This is a genomic window from Candidatus Methylospira mobilis, assembly GCF_009498235.1.
In the GTDB taxonomy this organism is placed as follows: Bacteria; Pseudomonadota; Gammaproteobacteria; order Methylococcales; family Methylococcaceae; genus Methylospira; species Methylospira mobilis.
This window is the reverse complement of the sequence record NZ_CP044205.1, coordinates 4,021,971-4,042,620: the sequence shown is the minus strand read 5'-3', so window position 1 is coordinate 4,042,620 and position 20,650 is coordinate 4,021,971. Positions and strand designations below refer to the sequence as shown.

Here is a 20,650-nt window from a genome sequence, read left to right as displayed (position 1 = left end):
CAGACGTTCAGGAAGACATGCGAAGTAACGTCCTTGTCGACTGGATACCGGCTATCCATGCCGGTATGATGGCTTAACTTAATGACATTGCGCTAATCCCTCGTTATCCGATCTATTTCCGCCAGACTGGTAATACCGTCCGCCACTTTTTTCAGACCCGCTTCTCGCAGGCTGACTATGCCTTCATGCTGGGCCTGTTTGTTCAGCGCGATGACATTGCCGCCTTCCAGTATGATGCGGTTGAGCGCGTCCGAAATCGGCATGACCTGATAAATACCCACGCGGCCACGGTAACCCTTGACACAATGCTCGCATCCGGTAGGCGCATAGACGGTCAGTCCGGCTATTTCCTGTTCACTGAAACCGGCTTCCAGCAGCGAGGCCAGGGGCAGCTTTTCGGCCCTTTTGCAGTGCGGACACAAGCGGCGCGCCAGCCGTTGCGCGATGATCAGCAATACCGACGAAGCAATGTTGAACGGCGGTATGCCCATCTGCAACAAGCGCGTCAAAGTTTGCGGCGCATCGTTGGTGTGCAGCGTGGAAAGCAGCAAATGGCCGGTTTGTGCAGCTTTCACCGCAATTTCAGCGGTTTCGAGGTCGCGAATTTCGCCTACCATCAAAATATCGGGGTCCTGGCGCAGAAAGGCGCGCATGGCTTCGGCGAAGGTGAGCCCTGTTTTCGGGGTGACGTTAACCTGATTGACTCCAGGCAGTACGATTTCAACCGGATCTTCCGCCGTTGAAATATTCACATCGGCGGTATTCAGCTTGCCTAAACCTGAATACAGGGTGACGGTTTTTCCGCTGCCGGTCGGACCGGTGACCAGTATCATGCCGTAGGGTTTTTTAAGCGCATCCAGAAAAGCCTGTCTTTGCTCGGGCTCGAAGCCGAGCTGATCGATGTCGAGGCGGGCGTGATCCGAGTCCAGCAGCCTGAGCACGATCTTTTCGCCATACAGCGTCGGGCAGGTGTTGACGCGGAAATTGATGGTTATGCCTTCCGGCGACACGGTTTTTATGCGCCCGTCCTGAGGGAGGCGATGCTCGGCGATGTTCAGATGCGCCATGACCTTGATGCGCGACACGATACGTGCTGCTAGCGTTGCCGGCGGCGCGGCGACTTCGTGCAGGATGCCGTCGTGGCGGAAACGGATGCGGAAGCTGTGTTCGTAGGGTTCGATATGAATGTCGGAAGCTTCCTTCCTGACCGCATCGGAGAGCAGGCCGTTGACGAAGCGTACGATGGGTTCTTCATCGATCCGACCGAGGCCCGCGTCCTGCGTGGCGGCTGAAGTATCGCCGTGGCTGCCGTCGATCAGCTCCTGCAGGTCGCGAGCGGCATTGCCGTACAGCGTTTCTATCAGTTTCGCCAGCTTGTGGGCTTCGACGACGATGCAGTTTAAACTCAGACCGGTCTGAAATTTTATGTCGTTCAGGCCTTGTAAATTGCTCGGGTCCGCCGTGGCGATGTCGAGGCGGTTTCCGCGCCGGAACAGCGGCAACAGTTGCTGGCTGCGTATCAGCTCGGGTTTGATGGCGTGCTGCGGCAGCGCGCTATGATTGAGCGCGTTCAGATCGAATAACGGCAGCCCGAACTCTTGGGCGACAAAATGCGCCAGAACGGCCCCGGAGATTACCTGTTGCTGTACCAGAACGGTGACCGGGGGCAATGCTTGCTTCCGGGCCGATTGCAGGCAGTCGTGCAGTTTGTCGGCGTCGAGCAGGCCTTCCTGCAGTAGCCGGTTGATCAGTCCGCTTGCAGGAGGTGAGGCATCCAAAGCAGTATAGCCGGACGGTTGGTCTAAAAGGGAGTGTTGTGCTCAACCCAACGCTCGCTGTCGTTGGCCAGCACTTCTTTTTTCCAGAACGGCGCGCTGCTTTTCAGCGCTTCAAGAATATGGCGGCAAGCGTCGAAAGCGACAGAGCGATGCGCGGACCAGACCGCAACCAGCACCAGCGCATCACCTGGCAGTACATAGCCGACACGATGAATCACCAACGCATCAATTATCGGCCATTGCCGACGGGTTTCATCAATGATTGTTTCGATCTGGCGTTCGGTCATGCCGGGGTAATGCTCCAGTGTCATCGCCTGTACATCGTCGTTGTCGTTGAAGTCGCGCATGGCGCCGATGAAAATGGCGCTTGCGCCCGCTTTTCCCTTTAATTCAGGAATGCCGCTTTGCGCCGCCGCCAGCTCCAGCAGCGGTTCGAACGGCATAGCGCTGATACGGACTGCCATGTCAGCCGCCGGTGACCGGAGGAAAAAAAGCCACTTCATCGCCATCTTTAACCGGCGAGTCGGGTTTTGCATAATCCATGTTGACTGCGGCAAGGATGTTATCGGCCATGGCCTCCCCCTGATTGACGCACTTCCAGACGTCATGAACCGTGGCTATGCCGTCCGCCACCAGTGTTTCTTCCGGACGCCCGAGTTGCTCGCGCAGGCTGGCAAAGTAACGGACTCTGATCGGCATACCGTGGCGCTTAATCGTAATGAATCAGATCATAAGGCAGACTGGGTTCATTGCCTGACGCCAGATCGGTCAGAAACTTCCAGAAAGTGTCGGCCGACGGTGGACAGCCCGGCAGAAAGTAATCGACCTTGACCACTTCGTGGATCGGGTGAACCTTGTTGAGCAGCAGCGGCAATTCCACATCGTTGGGGATTTGCGGATTGAGGGTGTTGTAACCGTCGAGATAGGCCTCGTTCAGGCAGTCTTCAAGCTTGATATGATTGCGCATGGCCGGAAGTCCGCCGTTAATCGCGCAGGCTCCTACCGCAACCAGAATGCGGCAGGATTTGCGGAATTCACGCAAGGTATGCACGTTCTCCGCGTTGCATAGCCCGCCTTCGATCAGTCCGATATCGACGCTTTCGCTGCAGTGTTTTATGTCGGTCAGCGGCGATCTGTCAAAATCGGCGATTTCCGCCAGTTGCAGGATGCGTTCGTCGATATCAAGAAAAGACATGTGGCAGCCGAAACAGCCGGCCAATGAGGTGGTTGCTACTTTTAGTCGCGTTGCCATGCCTGCTCTCCCGTGTCAAATTGATCGAGACTCCATTCGCCGACGGTCTGGTGGTCGAACAGCCGCTCGCCTATCGGCGCTTCGAAGCCGTGGCGTTTGACTATGATCGCGCCGACCGGACAGATATGGGCTGCACGGTCATCTGCGCTCAGGTCGGTGTCTTCCAGCAGGCCGGATTCCGCGTTGACCACCAGTTCCGAATGGATGCCGCGCCCGGAAATAGCGAACACATTCTTACCGTCGACATCGCGGCTGGCGCGCACGCATAGCGAGCACAGTATGCAGCGATCGCGATCGAGCAGTATGTCCGGGTGCGACGCGTCCATCTGTCTTTGCGGGTAAAACAGCGGGAAATGGGTATCGAGCATGCCCAGCTCGTAACCGACGCCCTGCAGCTGGCAGTTGCCGCTTTTTTCGCAGCTCGGGCAGAAGTGGTTGCCTTCCACGAACAGCATCTGGGTCAGGGTCAGCCGTATCTCGTTCAGCTCTTCGGAATTATTGAATACTGTCTGGTTGGCCGCTGCCGGGAAGGTGCAGGCCGAACAGTTGCGCCCGTTGACCTTGACGGTGCACAGCTTGCAGCTTCCGTGCGGGGTAAATTCCGGGTCGTGGCACAGGTGCGGAATATAGACGCCGGCGCGCATCGCTGCGTCCATAATGGTGTCGCCTTCCTGGAATGGGATGACTTGCCCATCCAGATTAAACATGTTTTCTTCTATCACATGCCCTCCGTTTCCAAGTGCGCCTGTGCATCGTCGCGTCCGGTAAGACGCCGGGAAGTTTCCAAAGCCTTGTCGAGATTGAAGCCGGGTTCGAAAGTTGTAGTTTTCAGGTGAGCCTGATAGATTTCCGGAAAGCGCTCCAGGGTGCTGAGTACCGGGTTGGATGCGGTTTGTCCCAGACCGCAGTGGCTGGCGTGCTTGATTTGCGTGGCAAGCCGCGACAGTTCGAGCATGTCCCCGGCCGTGCCGTGTCCGTCGCAAATCTTGTCGAGCAGGTTTCTGAGCAGGGAAGTGCCTACCCGGCATGGCGTGCAGAAACCGCAACTTTCATGGGCAAAGAAATGCGTGAAATTGCGCGCGATTTCCAGTACGTTTCGCGTTTGATCGAACACGATGAACGAGCCGCCTGTGGCAAGGTCTTCGAACGCCAGGGTGCGGTTGAATTCATTAGCGCCGATGAATGTTCCTGAGGGGCCGCCAACCTGGATGCCCTGAGTGTTTTCAGCGCCGCAGTCCTGCAGTATCTCGCGGATGGTGACGCCGAAAGGATATTCGTAAATGCCCGGATTCGCGCAATCTCCGCAAATGCTGAGTATCTTGGTGCCGCATGATTTCCCTGTGCCGTGGACGGCAAACCATTCCCCGCCATGCAGGGTAATCAGTGCGGCAGCAAGAAAAGTTTCGACATTGTTGACCACGGTGGGTTTGCCGAGATAGCCGCTGGTAACCGGGTAGGGTGGACGGTTGCGCGGCACGCCGCGCTTGCCTTCCAGGGATTCGATCAGTGCCGATTCTTCGCCGCAGATGTAGGCGCCCGCGCCGAGATGAATTTCGATGTCAAAATCGAACCCCGCCTGCCCGACAATATCCGCGCCTAATAACTGCTGCTCCCTTCGCGTATTGAGGATGGCTTCAAGTTGCGGGCGCAGATGCCGGTATTCACCGCGCAGGTAGAGAAACCCCTTGTTTGCGCCGATGGTGGCGGCGCATATCGTCATGCCTTCGAATACGCCGTGCGCGTACTGGTTGAGCAGGACACGATCCTTGAACGTACCCGGTTCGCCTTCGTCGGCGTTACATACCACGATGTGCTCGCCCGCTTCCTGGCGGCAGAAGCGCCATTTACCGGCAGTCGGGAAGCCCGCGCCGCCGCGACCGCGCAAACCGGATTTTTCGATAGCCGCCAGCGTGGCGTCAGCGCCTTGCTGCAAGCCTTTTCTGAGCGCCGCGCCCAGCGGCAATTCCGAATTTAAAAGCAAGCCGTGTTTGTGTATGTTGTCATCGACCAGAAACAGTTCTTCCGGCCACTCGGATAATGCAATGTCGCGTTCGATCAGATCGGCGATCCGGTCGATACGCGCATGGGTAAGGTGCGGTATCCAATGCCCGTTAACCAGTCCGGCGGGGCCTTGATCGCATAATCCGGTACAGGAAGTGTAATCGACACTGACGCGTTCGTCCGGGCGAGTCTGACCGATCGCCACGCCGAGCTTTTGGCTCAAATAGGCTGCGATATCCCGGCTGCCGAGCAGGTGATCGCTGATGGAGTCGCTGACCAGCAGGTGAAACCGGCCTTGTTTTGCAGTCGATAAAAAACTGTAGAACTCGGTTACACCCCGTACCTGTGCGATCGGCACGCCGGTTTCTTCGGCTATGACCGGCATTGCGAAGGAGGGGATCTGGTGAAAATGATCTTGCACATCGCGCAGGATTTGCAGCAAGCGCGTAGGTTCGGCGCGGTGACGCGCCAGGGTGTTGCGTATGATTTCCACATGCATAGTATCGGTTCCCATTCTGAAATACCTGCAGACCGTGAAATGCCCGTACCGGACGGGGGTATTTGAATTCTACCTGAAATTATGGGAGAAGATACACTACTGTTTTATGACAGGCCGGGAGGCTCTTCGAGAACTCGATAATTGAAAATTTAGCTGCAATAGTAAGATGTTATTTTTATCTGCATAAGCAGACCGGTAAAACCGGTCGTTTGACAAAAAGCATATGAGAAAAATCGGTAAATCATCGCTTCCCTGGTTACGGAGCGGTATACCTGATGTGCCGCATGGTTGACGAGTAGTGTAATATTGGCCTGTATCTTGAGGGGTTTGATATTTTCCGGTATCCCTGCGGACGGTTCGTATATCATTATTCCTTTTTTATTCAATCATTTTACGGAGTATTTCATGACAATCAAAATTGCAATCAACGGCTATGGGCGTATCGGACGCAATGTATTGCGCGCGGTGTACGAATATGGGCGCAAGGATGTCAGTATTGTAGCCATCAACGACCTGGGCGATGCCAACATCAACGCGCATCTGACGCGGCACGATACCGTGCACGGTCCTTTTTCCGGTACTGTCGAAATAGACGGCGGCGATCTGGTTGTCAATGGCGATACAATCAAGGTGTACTCCGAACGCGATCCGGCGCGCCTGCCCTGGTGCGAACTCGGCGTGGATGTCGTGCTCGAGTGTACCGGTATTTTCAGAACCAAGGAAAAGTGTTTGCCGCATATAGGGGCAGGCGCCAAAAAAGTGATTATTTCAGCGCCGGCGGATAAAAACGAATGCGATGCGACCATCGTATTCGGCGTCAATCATTCGGTGCTGAAAGCGTCGGATATCGTGATTTCCAATGCTTCGTGCACCACGAACTGTCTGGCCCCGCTGGTGAAGCCGTTGCTCGACAGTATCGGCGTCGAGCACGGGTTGATGACCACCATCCACTCCTACACCAACGATCAGGTGCTGACCGATGTTTACCACAAGGATCTTTACCGCGCGCGCGCGGCGGCCTTGAATATGATTCCTACCAAAACCGGCGCGGCTCAGGCGGTAGGTCTGGTGATTCCCGAATTGGCCGGGAAAATGTCCGGTTTCGCGATACGCGTGCCTACCCCTAACGTTTCCGTGGTTGATCTGACTTTCGTCGCCGGACGAGCAACCAGCAAGGAAGAAGTCAATCAGATTCTGAAAACCGCGTCGGAAGGCCCTCTTGAGGGGATACTGGGTTACAACACGCAGCCGCTGGTATCCAGCGATTTCAATCACACGACTACTTCATCCAATTTCGACGCGACGCAGACCATCGTGATCGATAATCTGGTCAAGGTATTGAGCTGGTACGACAACGAATGGGGGTTTTCCAACCGTATGCTCGATACCACGGTTGCATTGATGAACGCGAAGTAAAGGGGAGAGGCAGCCATGACGCGTCCGGTTTTTCGCCGCACCAAAATCGTCGCCACTTTAGGCCCCGCTTCTGAAAGCGAGGAAGTGATAGAGCAACTGCTGTTGGCCGGTACTGACGTAGTCAGACTTAATTTTTCACATGGCACGGCAGACGAACATCGCCTACGCGCGCAGCGCGTACGAGAAATTTCGGCGAAACTGGATCGCCATGTCGCGATCCTGGCCGATCTGCAGGGACCCAAAATCAGGATTGCCCGTTTCCGTGGCAACGGCAAGGTTCTGTTGCAGGAAGGGAATCCATTTGATCTGGATACCGCATTTTCGCCCGATGACGGCGATGAAACGCAGGTCGGATGCTCCTATACGGCATTGCCGACCGATGTGGCGGTGGGTGATACCCTGCTGTTAAACGATGGGCTTATCGAGCTCGAAGTGCGCGCGGTCGCAGGCACCCGGGTGAGTTGCGTTGTCACGGTTGGCGGGGTATTGTCCAACCACAAGGGCATCAACAAACTGGGCGGCGGCCTTTCCGCGCCGGCCCTGACCGATAAGGACAAGGAGGATCTGAAAACCGCCGTCAGCATCGGCGCCGATTATCTGGCGATCTCGTTTCCGCGCTCGCGCGATGATGTACTGGAAGCCCGCAAGCTGCTGCAGGAGCAGGGCAGCGATATGGCGATCGTTTCCAAGATCGAGCGCGCCGAAGCGGTGCGGCATGGCGTGATCGAGGGAATTATCGACGCTTCCGACGTCATCATGGTGGCGCGCGGCGATCTGGGCGTGGAAATCGGCGACGCCTTGTTGCCGCATGAGCAAAAACGCCTGATTCGTCTGGCGCGCATGCAGAACAAGGCGGTGATCACGGCGACGCAGATGATGGAATCGATGATCGAAAACCCTCAGCCGACACGCGCCGAAGTGTCCGATGTAGCCAATGCGGTAATCGATGGAACCGATGCGGTCATGTTGTCCGCGGAAACCGCGTCCGGCAAGTTTCCGGTGCGCGCGGTGGCGGCGATGTCGCGGGTTTGTCTGGCCGCGGAGCAATATCCGCGCGCGCGGCAGTCGAGCCATCGCGTTGATCAGGTCTTCGGCCGCATAGACGAGGCGATTGCGATGTCGGCGATGTATATCGCCAATCATTTTCCCGTCAGTGCTATCGGCGCGTTGACTGAGACCGGTTCGACTCCGTTGTGGATGTCTCGCATCAGTTCCGGCATCCCGATTTTTGCGTTCACCCGCAACCTGAAAACCTGCCGGCGAGTGACGCTGTTACGCGGCGTATACCCGATCAGTTACGATCCGCGCGGCGAAACGGATCATGCTGTGATTAACAAGTCGATTGCCGAAGAGTTTCTGCGCCGGCATCTGGTTACCCTGAACGACATGGTGATCTTGACCAAGGGCGATCTGGCCGGCCATATCGGCGGCACCAACGCGCTTAAAATCAGCCGCATCAGCGATATTCTGGCGGTATGTTACTCTCGTTCTTCGGACGCTCAGTAGCTGCGTTCTACCGAAAACAGGGCGAGACTGATCAAGGCGCATTTGAACTCCGAATCGGCCAGGCAGGCAAGCGAGGCAATCGCCTTGTCAGCTTCCTGCCTGGCGCGAATCGCGGTGTAGCTGAGCGCGTTCGTCGCTTCCATAATGGCATGGACTTCCTTGAAGTTCTCGCGGTTGCCGTTTTCTATGGTATTCCGTAAAAATGCCGCCTGTTCTTCCGATGCATGTTCAATCGCATAAATCAGCGGTAGCGTCGGTTTGCCTTCCGCCAGATCGTCGCCCAGATTTTTGCCCAGTTCCTCAGGGTCGGCGCGATAGTCCAGTACGTCGTCGACCAGCTGGAAAGCGGTACCCAGGCGCAGGCCGTATTCCTTGAGCGCGGATACCACGTTTTCTTCCGCACCGACCAGCACTGCCGCCAACTGCGTCGCCGCGCTGAACAAAATGGCGGTTTTACGGGCGATGACTTCCAGATATTTCTGCTCGGTGGTTGCGGGATTGTTGCAGTTCAGCAGTTGCAGTACTTCCCCTTCGGCGATGGCGGTAGTGGTGTTGGACAGAATTTCCATGATGCGCAGGCTGCCCAGGCTCACCATGATCTCGAAAGCGCGCGAATAAAGGTAGTCGCCCACCAGTACGCTGGCCGAGTTTCCCCATATGGTGTTGGCGGTATCCTGGCCTCTACGCTGCGAAGATTCGTCGACCACGTCGTCGTGGAGCAGGGTCGCGGTATGTATGAATTCAATGACTGCAGCCAGCGTGATATGCGCCGTGCCGGTATAGTTGAGCGCTTTTGCCGTCAGCAGCAGCAGTGTGGGACGCAGCCTTTTCCCGCCGCTGTTGACGATGTAGTGACCAATTTGATTGATCAGTATCACATCGGAACTGAGTTCGCGAATAATCAGCGCATCCGTAGCCGCTTTTTCCGGACTGATCAGATTTTGAATGGCGAAAAAATCCTGTTTCAAGACGTTTTCCTGTGTCGGTGTACTCTCTGGCGCAGCGGTTATGGTCATGCGAATAGGAAGATGGCTGGGTTTTTGATTGCGCATTTCGGTATCGTAGGGAGCTAGCCCCGGATGTGTCAAGCCTGGTTCTGTCATGCTTTGTTTTATTATCTCAAACTTCGCCCACTCTGCGCATGAATGATGCGCGTGGGATATTGAAGCTCGCCGATATTGCCCGGAAAAAAATGCAAATCGGCATGCGGAAAGTATCTTCGTGTCCTATGAGCCGTTTTTGCCGGGACGGAGCCGTGCGGGTTGGCGCTGGTTGAAATCAGCGGTCCGCCGAAGGCTTTGCAAAGCGCCACGCAGCCGGGATGGGCCGTTACCCTGAGAGCCAGTTCATGACTTGCTCCGGTTAACCAGGGGGGAACCCAGATTTGCGCCGGCAATATCCAGGTAACCGGCCCCGGCCAGCTGGATTGCAAGCGTTTGTCTGTGTCGGCGTCAAGCGGCTGGATGTACGGCCCCAATTGCTCCATGGCTGCGGCGATCAGGATCAAGCCCATTCCGTAATGACGTTGTTTTAGGGCCAGCAGCCGCTCCACCGCATCGGCGTTGAGCGGATCGCAGCCCAGACCATACACTGCTTCCGTAGGGTAGGCGAGAATTCCGCCGTTGCGCAAATGCCGGACGGCCAGTTGGCTGCGGAACGGCGTCAAGCTGGTTCCGCGCTGTTGATGTCTCCCTCGTATGGGGTGGCGTAGCCGCATTCCTTTTGCGGGCAGACTTTTTCAGTGCCTCTGCGTTTGGTGGTTTTCAGCGTCAGTATCGGCCAGCGGCAATTGGGGCAGGGTTCGCCCAGAGGGGGGTTCCACACTGCATAAGTGCAGCCGGGATAGGTCGAGCACGAATAAAACAGTTTTCCAAAACGCGATTTGCGTTGCGTCAGGTTGCCCTTTCCACATACCGGACAGATGATGCCGGTATCCTGCGGTTTTTCCAGCGGTTCTATGTGCTTGCAGGTCGGGTAGCCGCTGCAGCCGATAAACTTGCCGTAACGTCCGGTTTTGACCACCAGTTGGGCGTCGCATAGCGGGCAGGTGCGGCCTTCCACCACTTCCGGTTCCGCGGGGGCGCTGTCGTCGTTAAGGTTGCGGGTGTATTTGCAGGTCGGGTAGCTGTTACAGCCGATAAAGCGTCCGTTGCGTCCAAGGCGTATCGACAGTGGCCCGCCGCATTGCGGACAAGCTTCTTCGATGGCTTCGTGCGTCACATCTGCACGTTTCAGGCTGCCGTCTTTTTCGGTTATCAGCGACTGGAACGGTCCCCAGAAGTCTTTCAGCAGCGGTATCCAGTTTTTTTCGCCGCGAGAGACCGCGTCAAGTTCGTCTTCCAGATTGGCTGTAAAGTGATAATCGACGTACTGGGTAAAATGCTCGGTAAGAAATTTGTTGACGATGGTTCCGACATCGGTCGGTACGAAGCGTTTGTTGTCCAGCTCGACGTAGCGCCGTTGCTGCAGCGTCGAAATAATGGAGGCGTAGGTCGACGGACGGCCGATGCCGAACTCTTCAAGCGTTTTGACCAGACTGGCTTCCGTATAGCGGGGTGGTGGTTCGGTAAAATGCTGTCCTGCGATCAGATCGAGCAGTTCCACACGCTGCCCTTGCTTCAGGGCGGGTAAAAAACTTTCATCTTCATCGCCTGCGGGCGCGTCGTCCCTGCCTTCCAGGTAGACGGCCATGAAGCCCGGGTTGATGACGGTCGAACCGGTGGCGCGTAGTATATTCCGTTCTCCGCATTGCAGATCGACCGCCGTTGTGCCGATAGTGGCGTGTATCATCTGGCAGGCAACTGTGCGTTTCCATATCAGCTGGTACAGTTTGAACTGGTCCGGACTCAGATGCGGTTTGACTTGTTCCGGAGCGCGCATTGCGGATGTGGGGCGGATGGCTTCGTGCGCTTCCTGGGCGTTTTTGCTTTTGGTTTTGTAAGTGCGCGGCGTGCCGGGTACGTTGGCCTTGCCAAAGCGCTGGGCGATGAGATCGCGTATTTCCTGTACCGCTTCATTGGCCAGATTGACCGAGTCGGTGCGCATGTAGCTGATCAGGCCGACGCTCTCGCCGCCAAGATCGATACCTTCATAGAGCTGTTGCGCGACGCTCATGGTCCGGCGCGTGGTGAATCCGAGTTTGCGTGCGGCTTCCTGCTGCAATGTGGATGTGGTGAAGGGCGCCGCCGGGTTGCGTTTGCGTTCCTTTTCTTCTACTTTTTCCACGACGAGATGGCCCTGAGCCAACTCCAGCAGCCGGTCTCTGATGCCGTAGGCCTGTTCTTCATTGACGATACTGAATTGCTCGATCTTTTCGTCCTGATAATAAGTCAGGCGCGCCTTGAACGAGTGCCCATCCGTAGAGGATACCGATTCGATGGTCCAGTACTCGCGCGTTTGAAACGCGGCAATCTCCGCTTCGCGCTCCACGATCATTCTGAGCGCGGGGCTTTGTACGCGTCCGGCGGATAGTCCTCGCCGTATTTTCTTCCACAGCAGCGGCGACAGTTTGAATCCGACCAGGTAATCCAGCGCACGCCGGGCTTGCTGGGCGTTGATCAGGTCAATGGAAAGTTCTGCGGGATTGGCAATGGCTTCGGTGATTGCGCGTTTGGTTATTTCGTGAAAAACCACGCGATGCACCGGTTTGTCCTTGAGCAGTTTTTTTTCCTTCAGTATTTCGTACAAATGCCATGAAATGGCTTCGCCTTCGCGGTCCGGGTCGGTCGCCAGATACAGCGCGTCGGCTTTTTTCGCCGCTGCAGCAATAGCCTGGACATGGCGCTGGTTTTTTTCGATGACCTCGTACTTCATCGCAAAGTCGTGTTCCGGGTCTACCGCACCCTCTTTGGGCACCAGGTCGCGAATATGGCCGTAGGAAGCCAAAACATGGAAATCCTTGCCCAGATATTTTTCTATGGTTTTGGCTTTCGCAGGGGATTCAACAATGACCAGGTTCTGGCTCATGCTCGGGTATTCGTCAGGAGTTGGTTCGGTAAGGGACGGGACGGCAAGCGTTTTTATCGCTGCGGACACGGGTTCATGTCAGGGCAGGCAATAACGGAGCGCTGCATTTCAGTGCAAAAATTCGGGTAATGCTTCATACACCAGTGTCTCCATGCGCGCAAAGGCGATTTCCTCGTCCGGCTGGCTGAACAAAACCATCAGCACCACCCATTTCAGATTTTCCAGCGAGATGCTCGCTTCGTTCAGCACCATGACACGGTCGATTACCAGTTCTCGGCTGGCCGGTGTCAAGATACCTGTCTGTTCCAGAAAAATCAGCAATCCCCGGCATTCCGTATCCAGTTTTGCGCATTCCATATCGGAAAAAATCCGGAAAGCAGGAAGGGATGCCGTGGTAATCGGCCTTTGCTCGGACAGGGATTCCAGCCAGTCGAAGGCGCGGTTTACTTCGTGCTGGGGAAATCCGGCTTCGAGCAATTCCGTCCTGATTACGTCCACATCGGGCGAAGCGTCCATTTCTTCGTCCATATAATTTTCGAAGAGGTAGATCAGAACGTCAAAAACATTTTCTTTCATGCTTGTCTCTATAATTGTGGACGCTTCAGCGCCTCATACCCGGCTGTATCCGCCGTTACTGGAAATAATACGACCGTCAAGTTCCAGTGTCAGCAGCATTTGCGCAATGATATCGGGCGTCTTTCCGGTTTCCGTTATTAAAGTATCCACGGAGGTTGGTTCATACGCAATATATTTCAGCAATTGTAACAAGGTATCGTCAGTGCAATTTTGTGGTTCATTACTGTTCGCGCCCCTGTTTCGAATATTGGACAATGCTGGTAAGGATAGTTGCAGCTCTTCTATAATATCGTCGACGGTTTCCACCAGTTTTGCGCCCTGTTTGATCAGGGCGTTGCAGCCTCGCGCCAACGGATTATGCAGCGAACCCGGCATCGCAAAAACTTCGCGGCCTTGTTCCAGCGCCATGCGCGCCGTAATCAGCGACCCGCTGCGCAGAGCCGCTTCAACGACCAGCGTGCCAGCCGAAAGTCCGCTGATTATGCGGTTGCGGCGCGGGAAATTGCGCGCGAGGGGTTGGGCGCCTAACGGCAGCTCCGATGCCAGCACGCCGCCTTGCTCGATAATATCGGCGGCCAGACGGCGATGTTGCGCCGGGTAGACCTGGTCCAGTCCGGTGCCGGTAACGGCCACGGTTGCGCCTCCTCCATCAAGCGCGCCGCGGTGCGAGGCGGCATCTATGCCCAACGCGAGACCGCTGGTTATCGTAAGTCCAAGCTCGACCAGCGCGTGTGCAAATTTGTGAGCCACTTTTGCGCCCGCGGGCGACGGGTTGCGGCTGCCGACGATGGCCAGTTGCGGCGACGACAGTTTATCGACGCTGCCCTGCGCGAACAGTACCGGCGGCGGGTCCGGTATTTCCTTCAGCCGTTCAGGGTAATCCGGGTGGTGCAGTAGCAGGCAGTCCTGACCGGGAGCCGCAGCCCACGCCAGATCGGTTTCGATTAATGCCCAATCCGGTTTTTTGATCCAGGTTATGGCGCTTTCCTTGAAACCGGCGGACTTAAGCGATGTAGCGGATGATTCGAAAATAGCTTGCGGCGAGCCGAAAAATTCGCGGTAGAGCAGAAATTTGCGCGCGCCAATTCCCGGCGTACGCAAAAACGCCAGCCACCATTTCAACTCCTTGCGGTATTCTGCTCCTCTCAAGGCGCCGCTACCGTATCGAATACATGGACCGCTTTCCGGGTATTCATGATTAATGCAAAACTCAATTTTTCATAAGGATGGATGATAATGAGCCGTCCCTTGGTTTCCTGCGGGTAGCGCGTATGATCCTGGCCTGGATTTTTTTCAAAAATTTCGCGATGCGCCCTCGTATCCTGGACTATTCGCAGTATATGGCCGGCTTTCAGGCCGTTTCTCAACCCCCGGTCTATGACGACCGCCTGATATTGACCCATCAGGGTTACGCCGTCAACCACGCCGATGATGCTGCCGGCTATGGCGAAATCCGGCCGTGCCGGAATTATGTGCGATAACAGCGGTTCCGCTTCGCTACGCAACAAACGGTCTCCGATATGTGCTTCCCGCACGGTTTCCGTCAAGCGGAATACCGACGGGTCGCCCGCGGATTCCATCGACGCGGTGCCGATATATAGCGCTTCGTAGCCGAGTAATTCTCCGCTATGCGCATCCAGGCAGGCCTCGCCGGGCCTGAACAGCTGGTAGCCGGCGCTGCCGTTGTCCTTGACCGGTTCCGCATACAGTACGTCGCCGGCCCCCGCAACGAGATGTTCGTCGGCAAAATTGACGATGCGCGCCGTCTTGTCCAGTTCGGCTGGTTCCAGCGCGCGCATAGTCGCGAGAAAAGGACGGATAGCGGCGAGCGGGATGCCGTAACTGTCTGGTGAGCCCGGCAATGTGCGGATGCGGGGCTGGAGGCGGATGATATCTCCGTCGCCATGCGCTGCGCTGCACGATAAGGCGAGCAGAAATATGAGCCTGATTATGGTGCTAAAGGACATGCCCGGTCCGTTTTGTCGATGCTTTGCTTTGTCAGATGAAAGGGCGGACGATTTCAGCTAGAATTGTCGAAAAAGCTTTTCAATGAAAATGAATAGGCCTTGAGAATAGCATGCCTGTGTTAACTATACTCGAATATCCCGATAGCCGGCTGCGCAAAAAAGCGCTTCCGGTGCAGGCGGTCGATGAAATTATAACGTCATTTGTGAATGATATGCTGGAAACCATGTACGCGGCGCCCGGCATCGGCCTGGCGGCCACCCAGGTCAACGTGCATAAACGTATCGTGGTTATCGATATTTCCGAAGAAAAAAATACACCGCTATGTTTTATTAACCCGGAAATACAGGAAAAAACCGGCAGCGAAGAAATGGAGGAAGGCTGTTTGTCCGTGCCCGGTATTTTCGAGAAGGTGACACGAGCCGCGCGCATCAGGGTGCGGGCATTGGATCAGCGCGGTCAGCCGTTCGAAATGGAGGCCGAGGGTTTGCTTGCCGTATGCATACAGCATGAAATAGATCATCTTGAGGGCAGGTTGTTTGTCGATCATTTGTCATCGATAAAACGCTTGCGTGCGCGCAAGAAACTGGAAAAAGACAGGAAGCAGGCGGCGCACAGTCCCCCGTCCAAGAATAATTCCGCAGCGTCTGCCGCCTCACACTTGCCGGGTTTGTAGGCCGGGTTAGTCTGATAAGGCGTAGCCGGACGGATCGAAGTCAGAGCGCCGGCTTACGCTGATTCAATTTAACTATGTGATAATAATGAGAATTGTGTTTGCCGGCACCCCGGAGTTCGCCGTCCCGGTTTTGCAGATGCTGCTGAATAGCGGGCATGAAATTTGCGCGATTTACACCCAGCCGGATCGCCCGGCCGGCAGGGGGCGTCACACCCGGCCCGGCCCGGTCAAATTATTGGCGCAGCAGCACGGCATCGAAGTGATGCAGCCTGTATCCTTGCGCGACTCGGAAGAGCAGGCGCGTTTTTGCGCGCTGAAGCCGGATCTGCTGGTGGTTGTCGCTTACGGCCTGATTTTACCCAAATGTATTCTGGATGCGCCGTTGCGCGGCAGCGTTAACGTGCATGCATCCCTGCTTCCGCGCTGGCGCGGCGCCGCGCCGATACAGCGATCGATCATGGCGGGGGATGCCGAAACCGGCGTCACCATCATGTCCATGGTGTCGAAGCTGGACGCCGGTCCCATGTTGCATCGCCTGAGCTGTCCGATTTTGCCGGAGTTGAGCGCGGCCGAACTGCATGACCGTCTTTCAGTGCTGGGCGCGGAAGCTTTGAAGCAATGCCTTGAACAAATCGGCTTGCCCGGCTTGCATGCGATCGAACAGGATGAATCGCTGGCGACGTATGCCGGCAAACTGGAAAAGCAGGAGGCGTTGCTGGACTGGAAGCGTCCGGCTTTCGAGTTGTTGCGCCAGGTGAATGCGCTTAATCCCTGGCCGGTGGCGGAAGCCGGGTTTGGTGAAGAGAAACTGAGAATCTGGCGCGCGGCCCTGGCCCCGGCGGGTGTGCGCGCGCCGGATTCGGCGTTGCCGGGAACCGTGCTGGAAGGACGCCATGTCTTCGATGTGGCGACCGGAAACGGCGTGCTGCGCTTGCTGGAAGTGCAGTTACCGGGCGGCAAGCGCCTGGATGCGCAGGCGTTTCTGAACGCGCATGATTGTTCCGGCATGCGTTTGTCCGGTGCCGTCGAATGAATACGCGGCTGTTGGCCGCGCGCGCGTTGCGCGGCGTGGTATCCGAATCCAGGTCACTGACTGCCGTTCTGGAAGACATATTGCCGACGATTCCGCGCGCGCTCGACAGAGCTTTCGTGCAGTCATTGAGTTTTGGCGTGCTGCGCTGGTATTGGCAGCTGGACTGGATCCTGAGTCGTTTGGCGGCCAAGCCGATACGCGACGATGAAATCCGCATGCTGGCGCTGCTGGGTTTGTACCAACTGATTCACAGCCGCGTCAAGCCGCATGCCGCGGTCGCTGAAACCGTCGCGGCGGCGGAAAGAAAACAATGGGCCAAGCCATTGTTGAACGCTTTGCTGAGGAGCTGGCAGCGGCGGCAGGATGCCTTGCGTCTGGAAATGCAATCCAGCTACGCCGCGGTTTATTCCCATCCGGACTGGCTGCTTGAGGCGATCAAGCGCGATTGGCCGGAGCAATACACCGTGGTGCTGGACGCAGCCAACCAGCCGCCGCCGATGGCGCTACGCGTAAACCGCCTGAAAACGGGCCGCGACGCTTATCTGGCGCTGCTACGCGAAGCGGGCATTGCCGCGGAAGCTTGCGCGCGGGTTGAGTCCGCCATAATTCTGGCGCAACCGGCCCCGGTGGAGCAATTGCCGCGATTCGACGCCGGCTGGGTTTCCGTGCAGGATGGGGCCGCTCAGTTGGCTCCGAGCCTGCTGGCGGTCGAGCCCGGCATGCGAGTGCTGGATGCCTGCGCCGCTCCGGGCGGAAAAACCCTGCATTTGCTCGAAAGCTGCCCGGACATCGATCTGCTGGCGATTGATCATGCGCCCGAGCGTTTACGGCGCGTGGAGCAGAATCTGCAGCGCGCCGGTCTCGACGCGCAGGCGCGTGCAGGCGATGCGTCGGATCCCGCGGCATGGTGGGATGGAAAGCCGTTTGATCGGATACTGCTGGATGCGCCTTGCTCGGCAACCGGCGTGATACGGCGGCATTCGGATATTAAAATGCTCAGACAGCCGGAAGATATTCCCCAACTGATCCAGGTGCAACGTCAAATGCTCGGCGCATTATGGCCTCTGCTGAAACCGGGGGGCATACTGGTCTATTCCACCTGTTCGATTCTGCGCAGCGAGAATGAGCGTCAGACGTCCGCATTTCTCAACGAGCATCCCGAAGCGAGTGAGGTCGCCATCCGGGCCGATTGGGGAGAGGCCGTAAGCTGTGGAAGGCAGATATTGACCGGAGCGGATGGCATGGACGGTTTTTATTATGCTCGTTTGACGCGATGAACGGACTGAAAATAATACGGCAAAGTCTGATTTTCTTAATGCTCACCTTTGGCATGCTGGCGCATGCTCGTGCGGACGATACCGGTTTCCGCATAATGCGTGCCGAGTTGCCGTTACGGCAAGGCCAGCATCAGCTTGATGTCGATATCGACTATGGTTTCAGTAATGCGGTGATCGATGCGCTCGATCATGGCGTTCCGCTTACCCTTGTTATCAAACTCGATGTCATGCGCGAAAATGCGTGGTCGTGGGATGCCTACATATTGCAGGAGCGAAAAAATTTTGAAATCCGCTTTTATTCGCTGACTAAAAACTACCAATTGACCTTGCTCGATACCGGCGATAAACGCAGTTTTGTCAGTTTGAATTCTCTGGTCCGGCAAATGAGCAAATTGAGTATCGTGCTGGAAAAAGCTGGTAGATTGATTCATGGCGAGCATTATCAGGCCCGTGTTGCGGTGACGCTGGATATCGAGGCCTTGCCGTTGCCGTTGCGTCCGATTGCCTATTTCTCTCCGGCCTGGTATTTAAGCAGCCCCTGGTATACATGGACATTCGAAGGCTGAAGCCCCCGTTAGGTTTATCGCTGATTGCGCTGTTCGTCGTGCTGGTTATTTCGCTGCACCTGATGAGTTCCGCGACGCAGGATTCGTCAGCCCTGGGCGGCATGTATTCAAAACTGCTGCTTATCAACTCGCTGGGTTCGTTTCTGCTGCTGCTGCTGGTAGGGGTCAATATTTACTGGCTGCTGCTGCAGCTCAAAAAACGCGTGGCCGGCTCGCGCCTGACCGCGCGCATGACGTTTTTATTTATCCTGCTCGCATTGGCTCCGTCTTCCATCGTTTTTTATTACTCAATGCAGTTTTTGCAGCAGAGTATAGATAGCTGGTTTGATGTCAGAATCGACCATGCCATGGAAGATGCGCTGGAGTTGGGGCAGGCCGCCCTGGATGAACGCATGCGCACGGTTTTGAAACAAACAGAGCAAACCGCCTATGCGCTGCAAAATATTCCCGAGTCGATGCTTGCCATCACATTGGACGAATTGCACGACCGCTCGGATGACGATAGCGAACTGATATTGTTTTCCCGCGAAGGCAAAGTCCTGCTGTCGCTGGGCTACGAGTCGCAGAATATCATCGTGGATTTACCCGGCGAAGGTGTATTATTCCAGATCGCACCCGGCAAGCCGTATGTCGGACTGGAGCCTTCTTCGGGCGGAAGGTTAAGAATTCGCGCTGTCGCTTTTGTGCGCGGCGACGGTGAAGAATACTACGTGCAGATTTTGCACCCGGTTTCTTCGCGTTTATCCGAGCTGGCTGAAACGGTTGAAGGGGCATTCGTACATTATCGTGAATTGACCTATCTGCGCAGTTCGCTGAAGACCAGTTTTGCGTTGACATTGTCCCTGATCCTGTTGCTGAGTCTGCTGGCGGCGATCTGGTCGGCGTTTTTGAGTATACGCAGCATCGTTGCGCCGTTACGCAGGCTGGCGGAAGGCACGCAGGCTGTCGCCGAGGGGCATTACGAACAGAAGTTGCCGGTGAATACGCGCGACGAGCTGGGGTTTCTGGTGGAATCGTTTAACATCATGACGGCCAGGATTGCGCGCGCCAGGGATGAAGCGCATTCATCCCGGCTCGAAGTGGAGCGTCATCGCGCCTATCTGCAAACGGTGCTGGGCAATCTGTCCAGCGGCATCATGAGCTTTGACAGCGATATGCGCCTGCAAACCAGCAATCAGGCTGCCGATACCATATTGCACGCAGATCTGGAGTCTTTGCATGGCCAATTTCTGCCTGCTGTGGCGGATGAGTATCCGGATCTTATGGAATTGCTGGAAACCATAGGCGAGCATTTATCCAGAAAAAAATCCTGGCAGGACGATGTGCAGTTCGACGGCGCCGGGGGCCGGCAACAGCTGTTGTGCAGGGGGACGCCATTATTCGATCAGGAAAATGTATGGCAGGGCGCTGTTGTCGTTTTCGATGATGTGACCGCGCTCATGCAGGCGCAGCGCCGCGCGGCATGGGGCGAAGTCGCTCAGCGCCTGGCGCACGAGATCAAGAATCCGTTGACGCCGATTCAGCTTTCCGCCGAACGGTTGCAGCACAAGCTGTCCAAGGTCTTGACCAGCGATGCGGATGCGGCGATGCTGGAGCGCTCCACGCGTACGATAGTGCAACAGGTCGAAGCGATGAAAAGCATGGTTAATGCCTTTGCGGAATACGCCAAGCCGGCCGCCATCAATCTGCAGCGCATGGATATCGCACAATTGGTTGGCGAAGTGATTGCGCTTTACCCGCGGCAGAGCGGTGCCGATTTTGATTTCAAGCTGGATCCGGGGTTGTTTTATATTTTTTCGGACCCGGTCGCGATGCGGCAGGTATTACATAATATGTTCAAAAATGCCATGGAAGCCTGTGGTTCGGAACAGCGCTGTAAACTATTGCTTGCGCTTCGGCATATTGCAGACGGCGACATGGTCGAGTTGATTGTGAGGGATAATGGTCCGGGGGTTCCGCAGGAGCAGGCGGAACGCTTGTTCGAGCCTTACGTTACCACCAAAAGCAAGGGTACGGGACTCGGCCTGGCGATCGTAAAAAAGATTATTGAAGAGCATGGCGGCAGCATATGGCTGGACACCGCGTATCATGACGGGGCGGGTTTCATAATCAGGTTGCCCGCCGCGTAAGAGTATAACT

General features: G+C 56.1%; 19 protein-coding genes. 7 read left to right on the top strand and 12 right to left on the bottom strand.

Annotated elements, in window-relative coordinates; translation table 11 throughout:
• Positions 1-92: 92 nt before the first annotated feature.
• The 6 genes from pilB to F6R98_RS18400 are packed head-to-tail and all read right to left on the bottom strand — an operon-like array spanning position 93 to position 5,545.
• Entirely contained in the window at positions 93-1,778 is a 1,686-nt protein-coding gene (gene pilB, locus F6R98_RS18425) for a type IV-A pilus assembly ATPase PilB (protein WP_153250317.1), read from the bottom strand.
• 23 nt (positions 1,779-1,801) lie between these two features.
• The gene (locus F6R98_RS18420; RefSeq protein WP_153250316.1) at positions 1,802-2,242 is read right to left on the bottom strand and encodes a molybdenum cofactor biosynthesis protein MoaE; all 441 of its coding nucleotides are present in this window, start codon (positions 2,240-2,242) and stop codon (positions 1,802-1,804) included.
• A 1-nt stretch (position 2,243) separates the two neighbouring features.
• A complete protein-coding gene (moaD, locus tag F6R98_RS18415; protein ID WP_153250315.1) occupies positions 2,244-2,477 on the bottom strand; it encodes a molybdopterin converting factor subunit 1 in 234 nt (77 codons plus the stop codon).
• Between the two features lie 10 nt (positions 2,478-2,487).
• Positions 2,488-3,030, bottom strand: coding sequence for an NADH-quinone oxidoreductase subunit B family protein (locus F6R98_RS18410; protein WP_153250314.1), 543 nt, complete (start codon positions 3,028-3,030; stop codon positions 2,488-2,490).
• Positions 3,015-3,737, bottom strand: a complete 723-nt coding sequence (locus tag F6R98_RS18405) for a 2Fe-2S iron-sulfur cluster-binding protein (protein WP_153251138.1) — start codon at positions 3,735-3,737, stop codon at positions 3,015-3,017. Before F6R98_RS18405 ends, F6R98_RS18410 begins: the two co-directional genes overlap by 16 nt.
• 11 nt (positions 3,738-3,748) lie before the next feature.
• Positions 3,749-5,545, bottom strand: a complete 1,797-nt coding sequence (locus tag F6R98_RS18400; RefSeq protein ID WP_153250313.1) for an NAD(P)H-dependent oxidoreductase subunit E — start codon at positions 5,543-5,545, stop codon at positions 3,749-3,751.
• 390 nt (positions 5,546-5,935) lie between these two features.
• On the opposite strand from F6R98_RS18400, the gene gap reads away from it, so the two are divergent.
• Positions 5,936-6,946 carry a type I glyceraldehyde-3-phosphate dehydrogenase gene (gene gap, locus F6R98_RS18395; RefSeq protein WP_153250312.1) on the top strand — a complete coding sequence of 337 codons (1,011 nt, stop codon included), beginning with the start codon at positions 5,936-5,938 and terminating at the stop codon, positions 6,944-6,946.
• 15 nt (positions 6,947-6,961) lie between these two features.
• On the top strand, positions 6,962-8,452 hold the full coding sequence (pyk, locus tag F6R98_RS18390) for a pyruvate kinase (RefSeq protein WP_153250311.1): 1,491 nt from the start codon (positions 6,962-6,964) through the stop codon (positions 8,450-8,452).
• On the opposite strand, the gene ispB is transcribed toward pyk, so the two are convergent.
• The 6 genes from ispB to F6R98_RS18360 form a co-directional block, all read right to left on the bottom strand.
• Entirely contained in the window at positions 8,446-9,468 is a 1,023-nt protein-coding gene (ispB, locus tag F6R98_RS18385) for an octaprenyl diphosphate synthase (protein ID WP_153251137.1), read from the bottom strand. The two genes, pyk and ispB, sit on opposite strands and share 7 nt — an antisense overlap.
• Before the next feature lie 98 nt (positions 9,469-9,566).
• A complete protein-coding gene (locus tag F6R98_RS18380) occupies positions 9,567-10,169 on the bottom strand; it encodes an L-threonylcarbamoyladenylate synthase (protein WP_153250310.1) in 603 nt (200 codons plus the stop codon).
• The gene (gene topA, locus F6R98_RS18375; protein ID WP_153250309.1) at positions 10,115-12,418 is read right to left on the bottom strand and encodes a type I DNA topoisomerase; all 2,304 of its coding nucleotides are present in this window, start codon (positions 12,416-12,418) and stop codon (positions 10,115-10,117) included. Before topA ends, F6R98_RS18380 begins: the two co-directional genes overlap by 55 nt.
• 108 nt (positions 12,419-12,526) lie before the next feature.
• A complete protein-coding gene (locus F6R98_RS18370) occupies positions 12,527-12,994 on the bottom strand; it encodes a DUF494 family protein (RefSeq protein ID WP_153250308.1) in 468 nt (155 codons plus the stop codon).
• A gap of 33 nt (positions 12,995-13,027) precedes the next feature.
• Complete coding sequence (gene dprA / locus F6R98_RS18365) at positions 13,028-14,143, bottom strand: DNA-processing protein DprA (protein ID WP_228124955.1); 1,116 nt, start codon at positions 14,141-14,143, stop codon at positions 13,028-13,030.
• Complete coding sequence (locus F6R98_RS18360) at positions 14,140-14,961, bottom strand: hypothetical protein (protein WP_153250307.1); 822 nt, start codon at positions 14,959-14,961, stop codon at positions 14,140-14,142. The genes dprA and F6R98_RS18360 overlap by 4 nt, the downstream gene beginning before the upstream one ends.
• Before the next feature lie 110 nt (positions 14,962-15,071).
• On the opposite strand from F6R98_RS18360, the gene def reads away from it, so the two are divergent.
• The 5 genes from def (at position 15,072) to F6R98_RS18335 (ending at position 20,640) form a co-directional block, all read left to right on the top strand.
• Positions 15,072-15,635, top strand: a complete 564-nt coding sequence (gene def, locus F6R98_RS18355; protein ID WP_153250306.1) for a peptide deformylase — start codon at positions 15,072-15,074, stop codon at positions 15,633-15,635.
• A gap of 85 nt (positions 15,636-15,720) precedes the next feature.
• A complete protein-coding gene (fmt, locus tag F6R98_RS18350; protein WP_153250305.1) occupies positions 15,721-16,668 on the top strand; it encodes a methionyl-tRNA formyltransferase in 948 nt (315 codons plus the stop codon).
• Positions 16,665-17,945, top strand: a complete 1,281-nt coding sequence (rsmB, locus tag F6R98_RS18345) for a 16S rRNA (cytosine(967)-C(5))-methyltransferase RsmB (RefSeq protein ID WP_153250304.1) — start codon at positions 16,665-16,667, stop codon at positions 17,943-17,945. Before fmt ends, rsmB begins: the two co-directional genes overlap by 4 nt.
• Complete coding sequence (locus tag F6R98_RS18340) at positions 17,942-18,511, top strand: DUF4390 domain-containing protein (RefSeq protein WP_153250303.1); 570 nt, start codon at positions 17,942-17,944, stop codon at positions 18,509-18,511. The genes rsmB and F6R98_RS18340 overlap by 4 nt, the downstream gene beginning before the upstream one ends.
• Complete coding sequence (locus F6R98_RS18335; RefSeq protein WP_153250302.1) at positions 18,493-20,640, top strand: sensor histidine kinase; 2,148 nt, start codon at positions 18,493-18,495, stop codon at positions 20,638-20,640. Before F6R98_RS18340 ends, F6R98_RS18335 begins: the two co-directional genes overlap by 19 nt.
• Positions 20,641-20,650: the final 10 nt, after the last annotated feature.